This is a genomic window from Pseudomonas turukhanskensis (genome assembly GCF_027922365.1).
GTDB classification, from domain to species: domain Bacteria; phylum Pseudomonadota; class Gammaproteobacteria; order Pseudomonadales; family Pseudomonadaceae; genus Aquipseudomonas; species Aquipseudomonas turukhanskensis.
Genome location: NZ_BSFN01000007.1, coordinates 161,338 through 178,971 on the forward strand (window position 1 = coordinate 161,338; position 17,634 = coordinate 178,971).

At 59.1% G+C, this 17,634-nt stretch carries 20 protein-coding genes; 12 read left to right on the top strand and 8 right to left on the bottom strand.

What is annotated here, in order from left to right; translation table 11 throughout:
* Window positions 1-128: 128 nt before the first annotated feature.
* Window positions 129-926: a cytochrome c gene (locus tag PKE98_RS14145; RefSeq protein ID WP_271195940.1), complete on the bottom strand. Its 798-nt coding sequence runs from the start codon at window positions 924-926 to the stop codon at window positions 129-131.
* Between the two features lie 672 nt (window positions 927-1,598).
* Here PKE98_RS14145 and PKE98_RS14150 point away from each other — a divergent pair.
* On the top strand, window positions 1,599-2,804 hold the full coding sequence (locus PKE98_RS14150) for an acetyl-CoA C-acetyltransferase (protein ID WP_271195942.1): 1,206 nt from the start codon (window positions 1,599-1,601) through the stop codon (window positions 2,802-2,804).
* 164 nt (window positions 2,805-2,968) lie between these two features.
* Entirely contained in the window at window positions 2,969-5,113 is a 2,145-nt protein-coding gene (locus PKE98_RS14155; protein ID WP_271195943.1) for a 3-hydroxyacyl-CoA dehydrogenase NAD-binding domain-containing protein, read from the top strand.
* Window positions 5,114-5,544: 431 nt separating this feature from the next.
* Here PKE98_RS14155 and PKE98_RS14160 read toward each other — a convergent pair whose 3' ends face one another.
* From PKE98_RS14160 to PKE98_RS14175, 4 genes are read right to left on the bottom strand one after another with little or no spacing between them, the layout of a single operon-like run.
* The gene (locus PKE98_RS14160) at window positions 5,545-5,829 is read right to left on the bottom strand and encodes a hypothetical protein (RefSeq protein WP_271195944.1); all 285 of its coding nucleotides are present in this window, start codon (window positions 5,827-5,829) and stop codon (window positions 5,545-5,547) included.
* 44 nt (window positions 5,830-5,873) lie between these two features.
* A complete protein-coding gene (locus PKE98_RS14165) occupies window positions 5,874-6,065 on the bottom strand; it encodes a hypothetical protein (RefSeq protein WP_271195945.1) in 192 nt (63 codons plus the stop codon).
* Between the two features lie 19 nt (window positions 6,066-6,084).
* Window positions 6,085-6,291, bottom strand: coding sequence for a type III secretion system co-regulatory protein PtrC (gene ptrC / locus PKE98_RS14170; RefSeq protein ID WP_271195946.1), 207 nt, complete (start codon window positions 6,289-6,291; stop codon window positions 6,085-6,087).
* A 25-nt stretch (window positions 6,292-6,316) separates the two neighbouring features.
* Complete coding sequence (locus PKE98_RS14175; protein WP_271195947.1) at window positions 6,317-6,451, bottom strand: hypothetical protein; 135 nt, start codon at window positions 6,449-6,451, stop codon at window positions 6,317-6,319.
* A 345-nt stretch (window positions 6,452-6,796) separates the two neighbouring features.
* Here PKE98_RS14175 and PKE98_RS14180 point away from each other — a divergent pair, with 345 nt between their 5' ends.
* A complete protein-coding gene (locus PKE98_RS14180) occupies window positions 6,797-7,525 on the top strand; it encodes an amidotransferase (protein ID WP_271195948.1) in 729 nt (242 codons plus the stop codon).
* Window positions 7,526-7,611: 86 nt separating this feature from the next.
* On the opposite strand, the gene PKE98_RS14185 is transcribed toward PKE98_RS14180, so the two are convergent.
* Together PKE98_RS14185 and lipA are read right to left on the bottom strand one after the other, a co-directional pair.
* A complete protein-coding gene (locus PKE98_RS14185; RefSeq protein ID WP_271195949.1) occupies window positions 7,612-8,631 on the bottom strand; it encodes a lipase secretion chaperone in 1,020 nt (339 codons plus the stop codon).
* 62 nt (window positions 8,632-8,693) lie between these two features.
* On the bottom strand, window positions 8,694-9,626 hold the full coding sequence (lipA, locus tag PKE98_RS14190; RefSeq protein WP_271195950.1) for a triacylglycerol lipase: 933 nt from the start codon (window positions 9,624-9,626) through the stop codon (window positions 8,694-8,696).
* 525 nt (window positions 9,627-10,151) lie between these two features.
* Between lipA and PKE98_RS14195 the strand changes: the two genes are divergently transcribed.
* The 6 genes from PKE98_RS14195 (at window position 10,152) to PKE98_RS14220 (ending at window position 14,913) form a co-directional block, all read left to right on the top strand.
* Window positions 10,152-10,523 (top strand): class I SAM-dependent methyltransferase, encoded by a 372-nt coding sequence (locus tag PKE98_RS14195; protein WP_271195951.1) that lies wholly within the window; start codon window positions 10,152-10,154, stop codon window positions 10,521-10,523.
* Window positions 10,524-10,753: 230 nt separating this feature from the next.
* Window positions 10,754-11,893 (top strand): acyl-CoA dehydrogenase family protein, encoded by a 1,140-nt coding sequence (locus PKE98_RS14200; protein ID WP_271195952.1) that lies wholly within the window; start codon window positions 10,754-10,756, stop codon window positions 11,891-11,893.
* An 18-nt stretch (window positions 11,894-11,911) separates the two neighbouring features.
* A complete protein-coding gene (locus PKE98_RS14205; protein WP_271195953.1) occupies window positions 11,912-12,730 on the top strand; it encodes an amidohydrolase family protein in 819 nt (272 codons plus the stop codon).
* Between the two features lie 33 nt (window positions 12,731-12,763).
* Window positions 12,764-13,945, top strand: a complete 1,182-nt coding sequence (locus tag PKE98_RS14210; RefSeq protein ID WP_271195954.1) for a CaiB/BaiF CoA transferase family protein — start codon at window positions 12,764-12,766, stop codon at window positions 13,943-13,945.
* Window positions 13,946-14,031: 86 nt separating this feature from the next.
* On the top strand, window positions 14,032-14,574 hold the full coding sequence (locus PKE98_RS14215) for a hypothetical protein (protein WP_271195955.1): 543 nt from the start codon (window positions 14,032-14,034) through the stop codon (window positions 14,572-14,574).
* Window positions 14,575-14,607: 33 nt separating this feature from the next.
* A complete protein-coding gene (locus tag PKE98_RS14220) occupies window positions 14,608-14,913 on the top strand; it encodes an NIPSNAP family protein (protein WP_271195956.1) in 306 nt (101 codons plus the stop codon).
* A gap of 53 nt (window positions 14,914-14,966) precedes the next feature.
* Here PKE98_RS14220 and PKE98_RS14225 read toward each other — a convergent pair whose 3' ends face one another.
* A complete protein-coding gene (locus PKE98_RS14225; RefSeq protein WP_271195957.1) occupies window positions 14,967-15,491 on the bottom strand; it encodes a hypothetical protein in 525 nt (174 codons plus the stop codon).
* A 318-nt stretch (window positions 15,492-15,809) separates the two neighbouring features.
* Here PKE98_RS14225 and PKE98_RS14230 point away from each other — a divergent pair, with 318 nt between their 5' ends.
* The 3 genes from PKE98_RS14230 to PKE98_RS14240 all read left to right on the top strand — a co-directional run bounded on the left by PKE98_RS14230 (window position 15,810) and on the right by PKE98_RS14240 (window position 17,003).
* Complete coding sequence (locus PKE98_RS14230) at window positions 15,810-16,055, top strand: hypothetical protein (protein ID WP_271195958.1); 246 nt, start codon at window positions 15,810-15,812, stop codon at window positions 16,053-16,055.
* A gap of 230 nt (window positions 16,056-16,285) precedes the next feature.
* A complete protein-coding gene (locus PKE98_RS14235) occupies window positions 16,286-16,528 on the top strand; it encodes a hypothetical protein (protein ID WP_271195959.1) in 243 nt (80 codons plus the stop codon).
* Window positions 16,494-17,003: a hypothetical protein gene (locus tag PKE98_RS14240; protein WP_271195960.1), complete on the top strand. Its 510-nt coding sequence runs from the start codon at window positions 16,494-16,496 to the stop codon at window positions 17,001-17,003. The genes PKE98_RS14235 and PKE98_RS14240 overlap by 35 nt, the downstream gene beginning before the upstream one ends.
* Window positions 17,004-17,634 lie beyond the last annotated feature (631 nt).

Genomic DNA, 17,634 nt, shown 5'->3' on the forward strand with positions numbered 1-17,634 from the left:
CCGATCCCTGTGCGAGATGAGGTTATTTTTGTCGCGACTGTGCGGCTTTACGGTAGGTCGCTAACCCCGGAAACGGTTGCCGCGACCTGTATTTGAAGGGGCACTCCTCCTACATCAAACCAGACTGCCTATGAAGCCTTACGCCCCGCCATATGCCGCAAATACCCAATCAACTGCCGCAGCTCCTCATCACTGAGCACCTGCGCCGAAAACCCCGGCATCTTGCCCTGCGGCCAGCGCCGCAGGCTTTGCGGGTCGCGGATATAGCGAGCCAGATAACCCTCGGCAAAGTATTCAGTGGGGTTGTGCGGCACATTCAGGTCCGGCCCGAACTGCGCATCGCCAGCGCCATTGAGGCGGTGGCAAGCCATGCAGTTTTTCTGAAGTTGAGCAAAGCCGGCCTGCACCTCGGCGCTGGCGTCGGCCGCCGGCATTAGCGCCGGAAACCGCTCAGCGACTGGCGCAATGCGGCTGATCTTGGCCACCTGAAACGGCCACTGCTCAGGGCCGATATGGCTAACCTCCGGTGTGGTCCACACCAGGTAAAACGGCCCGGCGCTGGGTTTGCCGTTGCCCAGCGCTGGCCAGGGCTGGGCCGGGTCTTCAATGGCCAGCCACGCGCGGCTGCCGGTGGTTTGCAGCAGGGGCCCGGCGGGCAGCTCGGCGGCAAAGCCATCCAGGGCGACCATTTGCAGGTGGTCGCTGGCTTTTACCCCGTCCAACAGCACCGCCACCGGGATGGCGCGGTAGTGCATGGGGCGCTCGTAGGCGACGTCCTGGGCAATGTCGATGTCCTGCAATTGCGGGTGGTTGAGTAGCTCGGCAGTGCTCAGGGTGCGGGTGCCGGAGGGCAGGGTGAGGGTGAGGTCGGCTGCCAGGCTGGGCAAGCTCAGTAGAACAAAAATACCGGCGAACAACGCGCGCATGGATGGGCTCCATCAAGTGATGCTGCGCACCCTAGCACAGCAAAAAGCATCGCGGCTGAAGCCGCTCCTACGGTCAGTACAACCTGTAGGAGCGGCTTCAGCCGCGACGCTTTTACCTCAGGAAACAATGCGCTCAGCTTATCAGCCGCGAGAGATTGGGAAGAATCAAAACGACGGTGGTGGCAAAGAGTATCCAGCCGGCTTGGCGGATTTTAGGTTTCTTGATCATGGCTGTCGGCCTTTGTTCTTGTTGGCATGCCCAGGCCTTGGCTACGTCCAGCCCCCGACATGCCGTGGCTCAGTAGAAAAATCGCCCCGGCAAAACCCGGCAGCGACGCCCTAGCTCTATGAACGTTAGCTCTGTAGACGATAGGGGCCGGGTCACACGTGGCTTAGAAGACTTGGTATCAAGAAAAGCGCTGCTTGCGCCCGGCGGTTATGCCAAAACCTGATATCGGCGACCAACCCCTGTTCCAGACACCTCGCTGCCAGACCCTTAGTGCGCCGTCGGTCACGACCATTCGTCTGAGCACAGTGGTCAATGGCCCTGAGCATTTCGGTCATTGAGCCTGCGCCATGGGGGGGTAAGGTGTAGCGGCATACAACAACAGGCCAGGTGCGCGGCTGCGCACTGCCGATAGCCAGTCCTTCAGCAGAAGGCCAGAGGATGTCATGACCGAAGCATTCATTTTCGATGCGGTGCGTACCCCGCGCGGCAAGGGCAAAAAGGACGGCGCGTTGCACAGCGTCAAACCCGTCAACCTGATGGCCGGCTTGCTGGTCGCGCTGCAAAAGCGCAACAACCTCGACACCAGCCAGGTGGACGACATCGTGCTGGGCTGCGTAACCCCGGTGGGCGACCAGGGTGCCGATATCGCCAAGACAGCGCCCATGGTGGCCAAGTGGGATGTGAGTGTGTCTGGCGTGCAAATCAACCGCTTCTGCGCCTCCGGCCTTGAAGCCATCAATCTTGGCGCGATGAAAGTGCGCTCCGGTTTCGAAGACCTGGTGGTAGTTGGCGGCGTCGAGTCGATGTCGCGCGTGCCCATGGGCTCGGACGGCGGTGCCTGGGTGATGGACCCGGAAACCAACCTGAGCACCAGCTTTGTGCCACAAGGCATTGGTGCCGACCTGATCGCCACCCTCGAAGGCTTTAGCCGCACTGACGTCGACTCGTTCGCCTTGCGCTCGCAGCAAAAAGCCGCCCGCGCCAGCGCCGATGGCTCGTTCAAGAAGTCGCTGATTCCGGTCGCCGACCAGAACGGCATTGTGCTGCTCGACCACGACGAATTTATCCGCGGCGATTCCACCCTGGAGGGCCTCGGCGCGCTCAAGCCAAGTTTCGAAATGATGGGCCAGATGGGTTTTGATGCCACCGCCATCCGCCAGTACAGCCATGTGGAGCGCATCAGCCACGTGCACACGCCGGGCAACAGCTCCGGCATCGTCGACGGCGCCGCCGCCATGCTGATCGGCTCGGCGGCCAAGGGCAAAGAGCTGGGCCTGAAGGCTCGGGCGCGCATCGTGGCCACCGCCGTCACCAGTACCGACCCCACCATCATGCTCACCGGCCCGGCGCCGGCTACCCGCAAAGTGCTGGCCAAGGCCGGCCTGAGCGTGGACGACATCGACCTGTTCGAAGTGAACGAAGCCTTCGCCTCGGTGGTGATGAAGTTTATGAAAGACATGGGCGTGAGCGAAGAGAAGGTCAACGTCAACGGCGGCTCCATCGCCATGGGCCACCCGCTGGGCGCCACCGGTTGCGCCATTCTCGGCACGCTGCTCGATGAGCTGGAGAAACGCAACCTGCGCTACGGCCTGGCCACTTTGTGCGTAGGCGGCGGTATGGGTATCGCCACCATCATCGAACGCATCTAAGGAGCTTTCAGAAGCTACTGCGCTTGATCAGGCTGCGTTGGAATCCGTTTCGGAATGCTCATTGGCTACAGCCAACTCCGCTTCCTCAATCGGCTTCCGCCTTGCCTGCTCTTCGCTCGCTACGCTTCTGAAGAGCTCCCCCACTATCGGGGTAGGAAAAAGAAATGACTGACGCCATCCGTTATGAAAAAGGTCAGGACAATATCGTCGTCCTGACCATCGATATGCCTGGCCAGAGCGCCAACACCATGAACGCCGTTTACCGTGAAGCCATGGCCGCGATTGTCACGCGCCTGGAAGCGGAAAAGGCCGACATCGCCGGGGTCATCGTCACCTCCGCGAAGAAAACCTTTTTTGCCGGCGGCGACCTCAATGAACTGGTGAAAGTCACCAAGGCCGACGCCAGCGATTTCTACCACATGATCCTCAATATCAAGGCCCAACTGCGCCGCCTGGAAACCCTGGGCAAGCCGGTGGTGGCCGCCATCAACGGCGCGGCGCTGGGCGGCGGTTGGGAAATCTGCCTGGCCTGCCACCACCGCATTGCCCTCGATAGCAGCGCGGTGCAACTGGGCCTGCCGGAAGTGACCCTCGGCTTGCTGCCGGGCGGCGGCGGGGTGGTGCGAATGGTGCGCCTGCTCGGCCTGGAAAAAGCCCTGCCGTACCTGGCTGAAGGCAAAAAGGTACGCCCGGCCGAAGCGCTCAAGGCCGGCCTGATTCATGACATCGCCGCCGACCGCGACGAGATGCTGGCCAAGGCCCGCGCCTATATCGCCGCCAACCCTACTGCTGTGCAGCCGTGGGACGTGAAGGGCTACAAGATACCCGGCGGCACGCCGTCGAGCCCGAACGTGGCGCAGATGCTTGCCATCGCGCCCTCGGTATTGCGTGACAAAACCAAAGGTTGCTTCCCAGCGCCGGAGAAAATCATGTGCGCCGCAGTGGAAGGCGCCCAGGTCGACTTCGATACCGCACAACTGATCGAAGCACGCTACTTCACCGAGCTGACCACCGGCCAGGTGGCAAAAAACATGATTGGCACCTTCTGGTTCCAGCTCAATGAAATCAACGCCGGCGGCTCGCGGCCCAAAGACCAGCCCCACTACACAACGAAAAAGGTCGGCGTACTGGGTGCCGGCATGATGGGTGCCGGCATTGCCTATGTGTCAGCGGTGGCCGGTATCGAGGTGGTGCTTAAAGACGTGTCCATCGAGGCCGCCGAAAAAGGCAAAAGCTATTCGGCCACCTTGCTCGACAAGAAGGTTAGCCGCGGTCAGATGACCGCCGAAAAACGCGACGCCATTCTGGCCCGCATCATGCCCTCGGTAGATGAAGCCGACTTCGCCGGTTGCGATTTAATTATCGAAGCCGTATTCGAAGACCGCGAGCTAAAGGCCAAGGTCACCGCCGCTGCCGAACGCCATGCGCTGGCCGATGCCGTGATTGCCTCCAACACCTCGACCTTGCCGATTACCAGCCTGGCCAAGGCCGTGGAAAAACAGGACAAGTTTATTGGCCTGCACTTCTTCAGCCCGGTCGACAAGATGCCGCTGGTGGAAATCATCAAAGGCGCCCACACCAGCGATGAAACCCTGGCCCGTGGTTTCGACTACGTCATGCAGATCAACAAGACGCCGATTGTGGTCACCGACAGCCGCGGCTTCTTTACCTCGCGCGTGTTCGGCACCTTTACCAACGAAGGCCTGGCCATGTTGGGCGAAGGCGTTAACGCCGCGATGATCGAGACCGAAGCGCGCAAGGCCGGCATGCCGGTCGGGCCGCTGGCGATCAGCGACGAAGTGTCGATGAGCCTGATGAACCATATTCGCCAGCAGACCGTGAAAGACCTGGCGGCAGAAGGCAAACAGATCCCCAACCACCCGGCGTTCGACGTGGTCGACCTGATGCTCAACGAATACAAACGCCCGGGCAAAGCGGCCGGCGGTGGTTTCTACGAGTACCCGGCCGGCGGCAAGAAACACCTGTGGCCGGAGCTCAAGGCGCGTTTTGAAAAAGCCGATGCGCAAATCTCGCAAGAAGACGTACGCGACCGCATTCTGTTTATTCAGGCAATTGAAACCGTGCGCTGTGTGGAAGAGGGCGTGTTGCTGTCCACGGCCGACGCCAACATCGGCTCCATCTTCGGCATCGGCTTTGCCGCCTGGACCGGCGGGGCGCTGCAATTTATCAACCAGTACGGGCTGCAAGACTTCGTCGCGCGGGCGCAGTACCTGGCTGAGCAATATGGCGAGCGCTTCCTGCCGCCGGCGTTGTTGCTGGAGAAGGCGGCTAAGGGGCAGGGGTTTTAAGCGGTGTTGGTTTGACGAATCTGGATCCCAGCCTGCGCTGGGATGACGGAGTTTTTTGAATACCACCGTCATCCCAGCGAAGGCTGGGGCGCTGCAATTTATCAACCAGTACGGGCTGCAAGACTTCGTCGCGCGGGCGCAGTACCTGGTGAGCAATATGGCGAGCGCTTCCTGCCGCCGGCGTTGTTGCTGGAGAAGGCGGCTAAGGGGCAGGGGTTTTAAACGGTGTTGGTTTGACGAATCTGGATCCCAGCCTGCGCTGGGATGACGGAGTTTTTTTGAATACCACCGTCATCCCAGCGAACGCTGGGCCCCCCCACAAGCCGAAACGCGTTCAGCTTGTGATCTCGTAGGGTGTGCTCCGCGCACCGGGCTATTACCGCGTGTACGCCTGCTCCGCGTCGACGACGGAGATTTTCTGAATACCACCGTCATCCCAGCGAAGGCTGGGATCCAGAATTCAAGGCCGAACCCTCACGATCCGCCATTGCACCTACTACAAACCGTCCAAACCCCATCTCCCGCTTACTCGGCGGATTCCCTGCAACTTGCCGCAGGCTGGCGCTCACCGCCAAATTTGCGGCAATCGCGGTGTTGCATTCAATGGCGCGCGCCACCGAACCGATGGACGCCTGGCCGATGCCTAACAGGGCAAAGCCGTTGGTGATCACGGTAAAGCCGGCGAGGGCGAGGAAGTTTTTGCAGGGCAGGGTCATGGCGTCCTAAACCTTTTCGATAAGGGTGAATGGGCGTTGCTGGCTTAGCCGTGCACCACCGGTGGCAGTGCATGGCCGATAGGTTCAATCAGGGAAATGGGCGCATCACGGCTGACGGCCTGGTGTTGCACACGGTCGTAGCTGAAGCTGAGGCTCAGCAGGGTAATGGCGGTGAGGGTGTAAACCCCCACGCCAGCCCAGGCGCCGTTGCGTACGTATCTGGCCGTCTGGCTCATGGATTTTCTCTCCTGACGCTTAGCGGCCGCAGCCGGCGTCTGCACCGCAGACCAACTGGCTGATGGCTTGGCGTTCGCTGATGTGCGTTGGCATCTTCAAGGTCACCAGGTGGCCGTCGAGCAACTGAATGGCGACTTCGCTTTCGAAGTGCAAACCGCTGTCGTCGAGGGTGGCGTAGGTGACGCCATAGGCGTTCTGGGATGTGGCGCTAAACAGGCTGCCCATGGCGATCTCCTTGGTGGTCATGCACTCAGTGGCGAACGGGTTTCTGCTCGGCTTTCACCGGGGCAGGGGCCTGGTCGCGGTTGCGATACAGCTCAGCATTCAAATGGCTGGCAAACGCCGAGGCGGCTACAAGGCTGGCAATGGCTCCGAATTTGTTCATGGCGATAATCCTCATCTGGGGTGGGCGGTGTTGCCCGATGGGTCGCATCATTGCCGAGCGCGGCAAAAGCCAGAAGTGAATGGGCAGCATGGTGACTATCGAAGGCAGTGATACAGCGGGGCGGCACTATCATCAGAGGGCGAGGTGGCGTGCGTGGATGCTCAACAAACTGACCACTTCGTAAAATTTTATTGACGAAAGCGCAGGCGGCATTTCCGGGCCCGCTTTCACAAATAAATCGGTGAAAGCAAGACCGCTGGCGGTTTATGGGTTTCTTTGCGCGCGCCGCTATGTTAAATAAAACAAACAGCTGGCCTTCACCTACATCGCTTCAGGAAATCCCTTATGTCGTTACGTATCTGCATTCTGGAAACAGACATTCTGCGTCCGGAACTGGTTGACCAATATCAGAGCTATGGCCGGATGTTCGAGCAGTTGTTCGCCCGCCAGCCTATCGCCGCCGAGTTCATCACCTACAACGTGGTGGACGGCAATTACCCCGCAGATACCGAGCGCTTCGACGCCTACCTGGTCACCGGCAGCAAAGCCGACTCCTTCGGCACTGACCCGTGGATTGAAACCCTCAGAACCTACCTGCTGGACCGCTACCAGCGGGGCGACAAACTGCTGGGTATCTGCTTCGGCCACCAATTGCTGGCCCTGTTGCTGGGCGGCAAAAGCGAGCGCGCGCACCAGGGTTGGGGCGTGGGTACCCACCGTTATCAGGTAGCCGAACAACCGAGTTGGATGAGCCCGGCGATGGACGAGCTGACCCTGCTGATCAGCCACCAGGACCAGGTTACATCGCTACCGAAAGACGCCACCGTGATCGCCTCCAGCGATTTCTGCCCGATTGCGGCGTATCGCATCAACGACCAGGTGCTGTGCTTCCAAGGCCACCCGGAATTTATCCACGACTATTCCCGCGCGCTGCTCGACATCCGTCAGCAACACCTCGGTGAGCAGATTTACAAAAGCGGTATCGACAGCCTGCAACACGACCACCACGGCACCGCCGTAGCCGAGTGGATGATGCGCTTTGTGGCGCAAGATAAGGCCGCGCAGCCGGCCTGATAGGTGTTCAGGTCAAAAAAAGAGGCCCACGCTCCACACAGTGACCCTGTGTGAGGCGTGGGCCTCGTTCCTTGAAGCACTAATGATCAGTTGCTGGCTGAGAGCTCCACCGCCGCATCGAGCCGCAGCCGCTCGTTTTCATTGAATTGCTCGTTGGCCAATTGCTGGATGGCTGTTTCCTTGTCGCCGTCGCTCAAGCCCTTCTGGTTTTGGATCTGCGCCTTAGCTGCAGCGAAGGTGGCGATGCGCTGTTTCCAGCCAGCACGCTGCTGGTCCAGCGCTTCCAGGCGAGTTGTGGCCTCGGCGCCCACCAGTTGCTGACGCAACGCCCGCACGTCTTCGGCGCTGGCGCCCTGGGCACGCAGTTGCTCGGTTTGCGCATGCAGCTCGCTCTGCAATTGCGGCATCACACTTTCCTGTAATTCCTCCGGCAAGCCGGCGCGCAGTTGGTCCATGGCTGCGCCTTTGGCGGCGGCATCCAGTTTGTCGTCGTGCTGGATGGCCAGGCGTTGCAGGGTGAACTGGTTATAGGCTTCTTCGCTGGCAAAAAACGCTTGGTGAGCCTCGGTGGTGAACACGCGGGCACGCAGGGCCTGCACGGCGCTTTCGCGTTGGCGCAGGGCGTCGAGGTTGGCCAGTTGCGGCAGGTCGCGTTCGAGCAGCACGAGCTCGCGTTTGTAGTCGATGTAGTGGCTGAGCAGCGCTTGGGCCTGTTCCTGTGCCGGCTGCGGCAGTTGGCTGGCGATATAGGCACGCAGGCGCTTGACGCTGTCTTGCAGCGATTCCTCACCATAGGCGCTGAGGAAGTAATCGAAAATACGGCGAATGTCGCCGGTAATGATCAGGTTGCCGGCGCCATCGACCTGAAAACTGCCGTCCACCTGGGTGCCTTTGAACGACGGCGGCAAGGGGGCGAGGGTGGCGGGTAGAGGGGCGACTTGGCTAGTCACCAGATCAGTGGGCGTCTGTACGGCGGCGGCCGGTTTGGCAGCGTTTGGCGTAGCGACCACAGGGCCTGGGGCGCTGGTGTCCAGCGGCTGCAGATAGAGCATCACCGCCACACACACGGCGAAGGAAACGGGCAGCAACAGCAGCAGTTTTTTCATTGATGTTCACTCCAACCAGAAACCCGCAAACCGGGCCCGGCGGGGCCCGGCTGTCCGTGAAATTACAGGCCGGCGTTTTTCAAACGGTTGGCTTGCTGACGGTACACGGTGACCGGATCGGTCTCGAACAGGCTGGTGAGGCCGAAGGTCTGGTTCACCTCGTCGAGGTGGTTCATGCGGTAGTTATCGCGAATCACCTGGCCCAGGTGCGAACTGCATTTACCCACCAGACCGTCGTTGGCAGTGCTGCCGAAGGTCAGGGAGGAGGCGCCTAGCAAGAGGTCGCTAGGGTCCAGCGCGTTGGTCAATGGGCTGGTGCCGCCCCACGAGTAGTAGCGCACGCCGTTGACGCTGTAAGCCCCTTCGCCGCACGCACTGGTGGGAATGCCTTGTGGGTACTTGGCATTGAACCGCGCTGCGCCTGCGCTGTTCAGCGACTCCAGGCTGCCCAGGGCGTTTTGCGGGGTGGTGCTGGAGCTGGCGGAGAGAAAGTTGATCAACGTGCCCAGGCCATTGACGATGCCAGCGACGATGGTTTCCCCGGCCGAACCCGGTGGGATCTGGCGCAGGAAGTCAGCGGTGGCCGAGCCTTTGTGCGGCGCACCGACGCTGGTCGCCGAGGCCACCAGATCCGGGCGCACGGCGGCCACGTAGCGGATGGTCGGGCCGCCGTGGCTGTGGCCAATCAGGTTGACCTTGGGTTTGCCACTGATGGCGACGATCTCTTCCACTTGGGCCAGCAATTGTTCGCCGCGTTTTTCCGAGGTGTCGAGCTGGCTGACTTCGGTGATGTACACCTTGGCGCCGTCGCTGCGCAGGGCTTTGGGTATGCCGTACCAGTAATCGACCCCCAGAATGCTGTCGAAGCCAAGCATGCCGTGGGCCAGCACTACCGGGTATTTGGTCTGGGTATAACCGGTTGCTGCATCGACCTGGTTGGAAATCAGCAAACCAGAGGCGAGGCAGAGGGCGAGCAGAGTTTTATTGTTGTTCATATGCGCTCTCGCAAGGGATGAATAAGGCAATTGTCGCCATCCAGGGCAAGCCCCAACGCCCGTCCCGGGCGTGTACAGCAGCGCAAGCGGTAGTACAGGATTCATGCCACTACAAGCGTAACGCCCGGGTGCGCTCTAGCTCGGCGTGTTGCCGCGATGTTGTAGACATTGTCCGACAATTTGCGCTGTTTCCCCTGTTACTGGCTGAAACGGATGGCGCGGTGATTGGCCACTTATGCCTCTCGGCCACAGGCCCTGAAAAGCCAAGCGGCGCTGAGAAATTTTCTCGCTAACGTAGGCAACCTAACCAAAGGATGGGTTGGCAGCCGGCAAGGCCCAGGGTTGACAGCCTGGCGCCCGCTTCCCTAGGATTGCCGCCAGCGCCGATTTAAACAGCTACTTGCGGGGCGCTCAGCGAAGCCAGATGCACCTGAACAGGGGCCTGCTTCGAAATACCGCTAAAGCGCTGGTTCGGTGCCGCCTCTCACCGCTTCCTGCGAAGCTTTTGAGGCGAGAGACCCGTACATGAATGCTTCTACGCTGTTGACTACGCCTGCATCCCTGGCCGCCGCGCCAACTCCTGCTGCCCCAATCAATCTTCGCCCATTGCTGCGTCTGGCCCCGATTACCAGCGGCCTGGCATTGCGCAATCCAAAAATTCTGCTCGGCGGCAACCACCAGCCCACCTTGTTGCGCTACCTGGAAGGCTGGCCGAAACGCTGGGGCAGGCCGCGTACGTTCCAGGTTCAGTTCGTTGGCAGCGACGAGACGCTGCAGCGCTTTGCCCGCGACAGCTTCGACCTGGCCGTGGTGCAGGCGCCAAAGGCTGAAAACCTGGAAAGTTGCGTGCGTGAGTTGGTGCGGGTGGCGCGTCAGGGGTTGATTACTCGCCGTTGATACCTCGTCGTTTCCGTGTAGGCGGCGGTTTGCACTCCAGCGTTTTGAGTGAGATCGCGCAAGCCAGAACATTCTGGATTCCCGCCTGCGCGGGAATGACGGTAGTCAGGTTGATAACCTCAGTCAGCCGCTGACCGAATACGTCAACCGCCCTTGAGCACATGCGTCATTGAGCCCTTAACCGAGCGGCGCCTACCCTGCGGAACAATAAATTCGCAGGAAGCCACCTCATGCAACGCATCCATTTCGAAACCGAGCACAACCTGTTTCGCGAAGCCTTTCGCGCCTTTTTGCAAAAGGAAGTTGTGCCCCATCAGGACGCCTGGGAAGAGGCCGGGGTGGTCAGCCGCGAAGTGTGGCTCAAGGCGGGCGAAATGGGCTTTCTGCTGCCCTGGGCCGATGAGGAATACGGCGGCAGCGGCCTGAAAGACTTCCGCTACGAGCAGATCATGTGCGAGGAGCTGGCCAACATCAACGAGGCCGGTTTTATGCTGCCGCTGCACTCGGCGCTGTGTGGCCCTTATATCGCCGACTACGGCAACGCCGAACAGAAAGCCCGTTTTCTGCCGGGCATCATTCGCGGCGAATGCATTCTGGCCGTTGCCATGACCGAGCCCAGCGCCGGCTCTGACCTGGCCGGCATGCGCACCACCGCTGTCGACAAGGGCGACCACTACGAGCTCAACGGCTCCAAGGTGTTTATCTCCAACGGCCTGCTGGCTGACGTGGTGATCGTTGCCGCCAAAACCGATCCGGCCAACAAACACGCCATGGGCCTGTTTTTGGTGGAGCGCGGCATGGAAGGCTTCGAGCGCGGGCGTAACCTGAAAAAACTCGGGATGAAAAGCCAGGACACCGCCGAGCTGTTTTTCAACAACGTCAAAGTGCCCAAGGAAAACCTGCTGGGCGATGCCAAGGGCGGCTTCTTCTACCTGATGAATATGCTCGCCCAGGAGCGCCTGACCAACGCCTGTGGCGCGGTGGGCGGTGCCGAGGCAGCGCTGCAGGTGACCATCGATTACGTGAAAGAGCGCAAAGCGTTCGACCGGCCGATTTCGCACTTCCAGAACACCCGCTTCAAGCTGGCCGAAATGCGCACCCAGGTGGACGTGGCGCAAGTGTTTGTCGACCGCTGCGTGATGGACCACAACCAGAAAAAACTCACCCCCGAAGTCGCCGCCGAGGCCAAACTCTTTACCACCGAATTGCTCGGCAAAGTCGTCGATGAAGGCGTGCAGCTGCATGGCGGCTGGGGTTACATGTGGGAATACCCGATCTGCAAGATGTACGCGAACGCCCGTATCCAGCGGATATTCGCCGGCACGTCGGAAATCATGAAAGAGATCATCAGCCGCGGTATGAAACTCTGACACCCGCAGGAGCGTTGCATGAACGCCATTGACGCCTGGGCGCAAATCGCCACCGGCCGTACCCACATCGAGTTGCCGGAAGTGGCGCGCCTGTTCGAGAAATCCGGCTCGGCGCAGTTGCTGAGCCGGCATCTGGACCCGGCGCAAACCGTGGCGCTGATGGACCAGGGCGGCGTCGACAAACTGATGCTCGCTGCCTGGTGCCGCCCCGAACGCTGGTTGTGCACCAACGATGAAGTGGCCGTGTTTACCCGCGCCTATCCCGAGCGTTTTGTCGGCGTGGCGACGGTGGATTTGAGCAAGCCGATGGCTGCCGTGCAGGAGTTGGACAGGGCGGTCAACGAGCTCGGCTGCAAGGCCCTGCGCATTGTGCCGTGGCTATGGAAACTGCCGCCCAACCACCGCCTGTATTACCCGCTGTATGTGAAATGCATCGAGCTGGATATTCCATTCTGCACCCAGGTGGGCCACACCGGGCCGCTGATGCCATCGGAAACCGGGCGGCCAGTGCCGTATCTGGATGAAGTGGCGCTGGACTTCCCCGAGCTGCGTATCGTCGCCGGCCATATCGGCCACCCGTGGACCGACGAGATGATCGGGCTGGCCTGGAAGCACGACAATATCTTTATCGACACCTCAGCCTACCTGCCGCGCTACTACCCGCCGCAGTTGCTGCACTTTGTGCAGACGTATGGGCAGGACAAAGTGCTGTTTGGCAGCAACTTCCCGCAGCTGTCGCTGGAAAAATGCATGAGCCAGGTGCAGGACCTGAACCTCAGCGAGGAGGTGCTGGCCAAGTTCCTCCACGGCAATGCGCGCCAGGTGTTCAAACTCTAGGCTTGGCCCACGAACAATAAAAAAGGAAACGTCATGAAAGGCCCGCTCTCGTCCCTGAAAGTCCTGGATTTTTCCACGCTGCTGCCCGGTCCCTTTGCTTCGTTGCTGCTCGCCGATATGGGCGCCGAGGTGCTGCGGGTGGAGTCGCCCAGCCGCATGGATTTGGTACGCGTATTGCCGCCCCACGACAACGGCGTGGCCGCCAGCCATGCCTACCTCAACCGCAACAAGCGCGCGATTGCCCTGGACCTGAAGCAGGCAGCGGCGGTGGAAGTGGTCAAGCAACTGGTGCAGGACTACGACATCGTGCTTGAGCAATTCCGCCCGGGCGTGATGGACAAACTCGGCGTGGGCTATGCCGCGCTCAAGGCTATCAACCCCAAGCTGATTTATGTGTCCATCACCGGCTACGGCCAGACCGGCCCCTACAAAGACCGCGCCGGCCACGACATCAACTACCTGGCACTGTCCGGCATCGCCGACCAGACGGGGCGGCTGGACAGCGGCCCGTTGCCCCTGGGTATTCAGGCGGCCGACATTGCCGGTGGTTCGCTGCACGGCGTGATCGGCCTGCTCGCCGCGGTGATTCAACGCCAGCACACGGGGCAAGGGCAGCAGGTGGATATCAGCATGACCGACTGCATCTTTAGCCTGCACGCCATGGCCGGTGCAGGTTACCTGGCCTGTGGCGAGCAGCCGAAGATGGAGAGCCAGGCGCTCAATGGCGGCAGCTTTTACGACTACTACCGTACCCGCGACGGCCGCTGGTTTTCGGTGGGCAGCCTGGAGCCGCAGTTTATGCAACCGTTCTGCGCCGCCATCGGCCGCCCGGAACTGGCCGCCCACGGGCTGTCGCCCAAGCCTGAACAACAGCGCGCCTTGAAACAGCAGATTCAGCTGGAATTCGAAAAGCGCAATTGCGCCGAATGGAGCGAGATCTTCGCCGCGCTCGATGTCTGTGTTGAACCCACGCTGTCCCTGGCCGAAGCGGTCGAGCATCCGCAATTGCAGGCACGCGAGCTGGTGGTGGAGGTGCCGCGCGAAGGCCTGGCACCGCAACGGCAGATCGCCAGCCCGATCAAGTTCTCCAGCGGCTCCCCGGAGTACCGGCATATCGGTGCGCCCCTTGGCGCGCATACCGCCGAGGTCCTGGCTGAGCTGGGATACAGCGCCGAGCAGATTGCTGCGCTGCGCGCGGGCAAGGTCGTGGCCTGATCTAGCGCCCTGTGCTAAAAAGCGGACCTCGTAGGGCGAATACGCTTATGCGTATCCGCCGTTTCGCTATTCTCACGGAGCAACACATGGGCAAGCAATCACGGACAGGCATCGCGCTGGCACTGCTGTTAAGCACCGGCCTGGCCTGCGCCGAAGAGCCGGCAGGCGAGGGCAGCACCCTCAAGGAATCGGCCAAGGCCGCCGTGTCGACCGCCATCTCCGCCGGCAAGAACCTGCTGGGCGGCGCTTCCGAAGGCGTCACCGAGGGCCGCGAGGCAACCCAGGGCGCCGATGGCGCGCTGATCATCTCCCAGTACGAGCAGTTGGCCGACAAGGTGGACGTCAAAGTGCTGAAGGCCGAGGCGGTCGAGGGCAATCTCAGCGTGCTGTTCGGCTTCAAAAACCTGACCGACAAACCGGTACGCCTGATCAACCTCTGGGACAACGGCGCCTTGCTGGCCATCGACCAGGAAGACTACGCCAGCGGTCTCGCCCCCGACAGCGCCAACCCCGAAGAAGTGACTGTGCCGGCGAAAATCGGTGTGCGGCAGAAATTTATTTTCGAAGGGCCGGTAGAAGGGCCCAAGGCCGTGCGCCTGTGGGGCAAGGATTTTCCCCTGAACAAATGACAGGGAGGGCAAATGACAGACAGGGCGAAAACGATGGTCACGTGTTATCTGCGCTACGTGCTGGACCCCAACAAGCTCAAGGAATTCGAGCACTACGGCAAACTGTGGATACCCCTGGTCGAGCGCTTTGGCGGCCAGCACCACGGTTATTTTTTGCCGTCTGAAGGCGCCAACAATATCGCCCTGGCGCTGTTCACCTTTCCGAGCCTGGCCAGCTACGAGCAATACCGCCACGACTCCCGGCAAGACCCGGAATGCCTGGCCGCGTTTCAGTACGCGCAAGACACCCAGTGCATTCTCAGCTACGAACGCAGCTTTTTCCGGCCGGTGTTCGAGTAGGCAGCAAGCAGCTGTCGCAGGCTTGGAGGCTCAGGCCTCAACGCCTATAGCGCTCACACACTTAGGTTGATCAACTCGTCCTCAGTGTCGCCATGATCAGCGCGGTACTCCTGCGTATTTTCATGCACCTGCTGGGCAAACAGCGTCTGCACCTTCTCGGCAATGCCGGCTTCCACATTCTGCCGCGCCTCTGGCGTCATATTCGCCAGGTCCTCCTCGGTAATGCCCAGTTCTTCAAGGATCGAGGCCCGCAGCTTTTCGCCGGGCGTCATGCTCATCCACTCATGGAATTCTTCCGAAGCGCTCTTGCACGTCCTGGCGCTATCGCTTGCGCTCATTTCACTGTCGCTGCTGTCAGAACCAGAGGTGATGGCATTCAGCGCCACCTTGAGTTTGGCAAAGGCTTCTTCGTCATAACTGCTGCCAGAGTCGGCCACTACCTTGGCATCGACCGTGGCGCTGGCCTCCTTGGCCGCCTGCTTTTCAGCAGCGAGTTCGAACTGCTCTTGATTGGTGGGGTTGGCGCGGGTGTGCCATAGCTGGGCGGCATAGCTGCCGAGGGAACCGATGGTGCTCATGGGGCATGTCCTTCGCGTGGCCATTCGATTGAGTCCGTATAGGAGCAACGGCCGTGCCAGCAGATCGTGTGAAAACTACTGCGCTCGGTTTAGCTGCGTTAAAAACAGTCGGAAAATGCTCATTGACTACGTGTCAACTCCGCTTTTCCGCCTGTTTTTGCCTTGCTAAACCTTCGCTCGCTACGTTTTCACACGATCTGCCAGGTATCTGATTTGTAAAGAAAACGAAAAAAATCGCAGCGGCATCGAGCGGCAAGCACTGGCCGGTAACCGGCGAACACTTGCCGCCCGCACAGGACAAAATAAAAGGGGAAACGAATGGATTATCTCGACCTACTGCAATGGCCCGTCATGATCGTCACCGTGGCAGCCGCCTGGCTGATCGGCGCGCAGAGCGCCCGGCGGCGGATGGTCGGCTTTTGGGTTTTTATTCTGAGCAACGTGCTGTGGGTAATCTGGGGGCTGCATAGCCATGCCTACGCGTTGATCCTGCTGCAGTTCTGTTTGTGTGCGATGAACTGTCGGGGGTTGAAGAAGAATGCGGATACGGTGAGTGATAAGTAGAAAAAGTGAGTGCTGGCGGAGCAAGTAGGCGGGCTTTATCGTGAAGTCGGCCAAGCGCCGCCATGTAGTGCCAGGGGGCTTGGAGTAAAGGTTTGGAGAGATCTTCATAAATATTTGACGGTGTCAGCACATTCCTAGATAACAGGCCCGTAGCCCAGGAGGGCAAGCAGATTTTGCAATGAAATCTATGCCTGACTTGATGGGCGTTATCTGATGGACCAGAGGACTTCATGTCTCCACATTCTTTCCTGCAAGGCGCAAAAGCGCTGCTTTTTGCTTTGATTTTTGTCCCTCCTGCTTTCGCTGACGAGGCCTTAAATGGCCCCGGGGTAAATCGCGACTTCGCCGGAAATGGGCTGTTCGATTCGATCAATCCTTTTTCAGGCTCTCTTAGGATCGTCACGAAGGATCTCAAGTTGCCGGGTAACGGCGGGCTGGATGACGCACGTTGTCGAGCCGGGTGCTGCCATTGATCGTGGTAAAAACTTAAATGAGCTGATTCATCGAGGAACGATGAAAGATGGTCGGCACGCAGATTTCAGAGTGAAGAAGATGACTGCTAAAACGTTTATTGTTAGTGATATGCGAGAGCTGATGGTGATGCAACGTGTCTTCAGGGAGGCAAAGTTTTGCACTGTTCCCGATGATGATGAAATCTCGGATAGCGATATAGTGGCTGCACTGTTTTCTCGTCTTATGAATGCCTTAATTGAGGTTGAGGTTGAGGTTATGGGAGAAAGTGCTCGCGCGGATTGGCAAGCCTGGTTAACGATGGATGATCCTATGCGAAGTGAATGGAGCGCGGTACGTCTGCGCGCGCAAAGGAAAAAAACTTGGCCCGTAATGAGTGATATGGAACGAAATGAGTACGTTAGGCTTTTGTTCGCTCCTTTTATTATGTCTCAAAAAGAAATTGATCAGTTTGTTGGAGAGGTTAATGGAGAGTAAGCCTGTAAAAAGTTGGTGATCAGGTTCTTTGGTTTTTAACCGCTTTTTACGATTTAAGCTGGTTCGTAAAAATGGAACATTTGGCGCAGGCTAATGTATATATTGTATTGCGTCCATTGCCTAAATGGTTGCGATTTGGGATTGATGCAGGTTCCGAATGAATGAAGAAAAACTATTCAATTGAACAGTGTGTCGGCCTATCTATTGAGGGGCGGTTCTTTGACCTACATAATTGCTTTGATTTCAAAGGCTTTGATTTTCATGTCGAGGATAGGCGGGTTTGCCTTGTTTTTGAGATAAATGGGATTTTTCGACCGAGTGTGATATAGCGGTTTTGTGGATCAAGTTTGATGAAGTTAGCCTGTTCGAGTTAAGTGATAATTTTTTCTCTTGTGTTTCAGATTTCTTGGTTGAAATTGGGCAGATCAATATGATTGGGCGTTTTTCCACTTCTATCGCTTGCCGCCAGAAAAAGTGGAAGGCGTGGACGATATCGAGTTAATCAAATCGTCGGAGCTAACCGTTCGCCTAGTTGATGGCGAGTATTTTTATGTCTATTCATATGACGTTAGAGTTTTGGATGAGATTAGGAAAAAATATTCTGTGACGGAGTTATTCTTTTCGAGCTTGA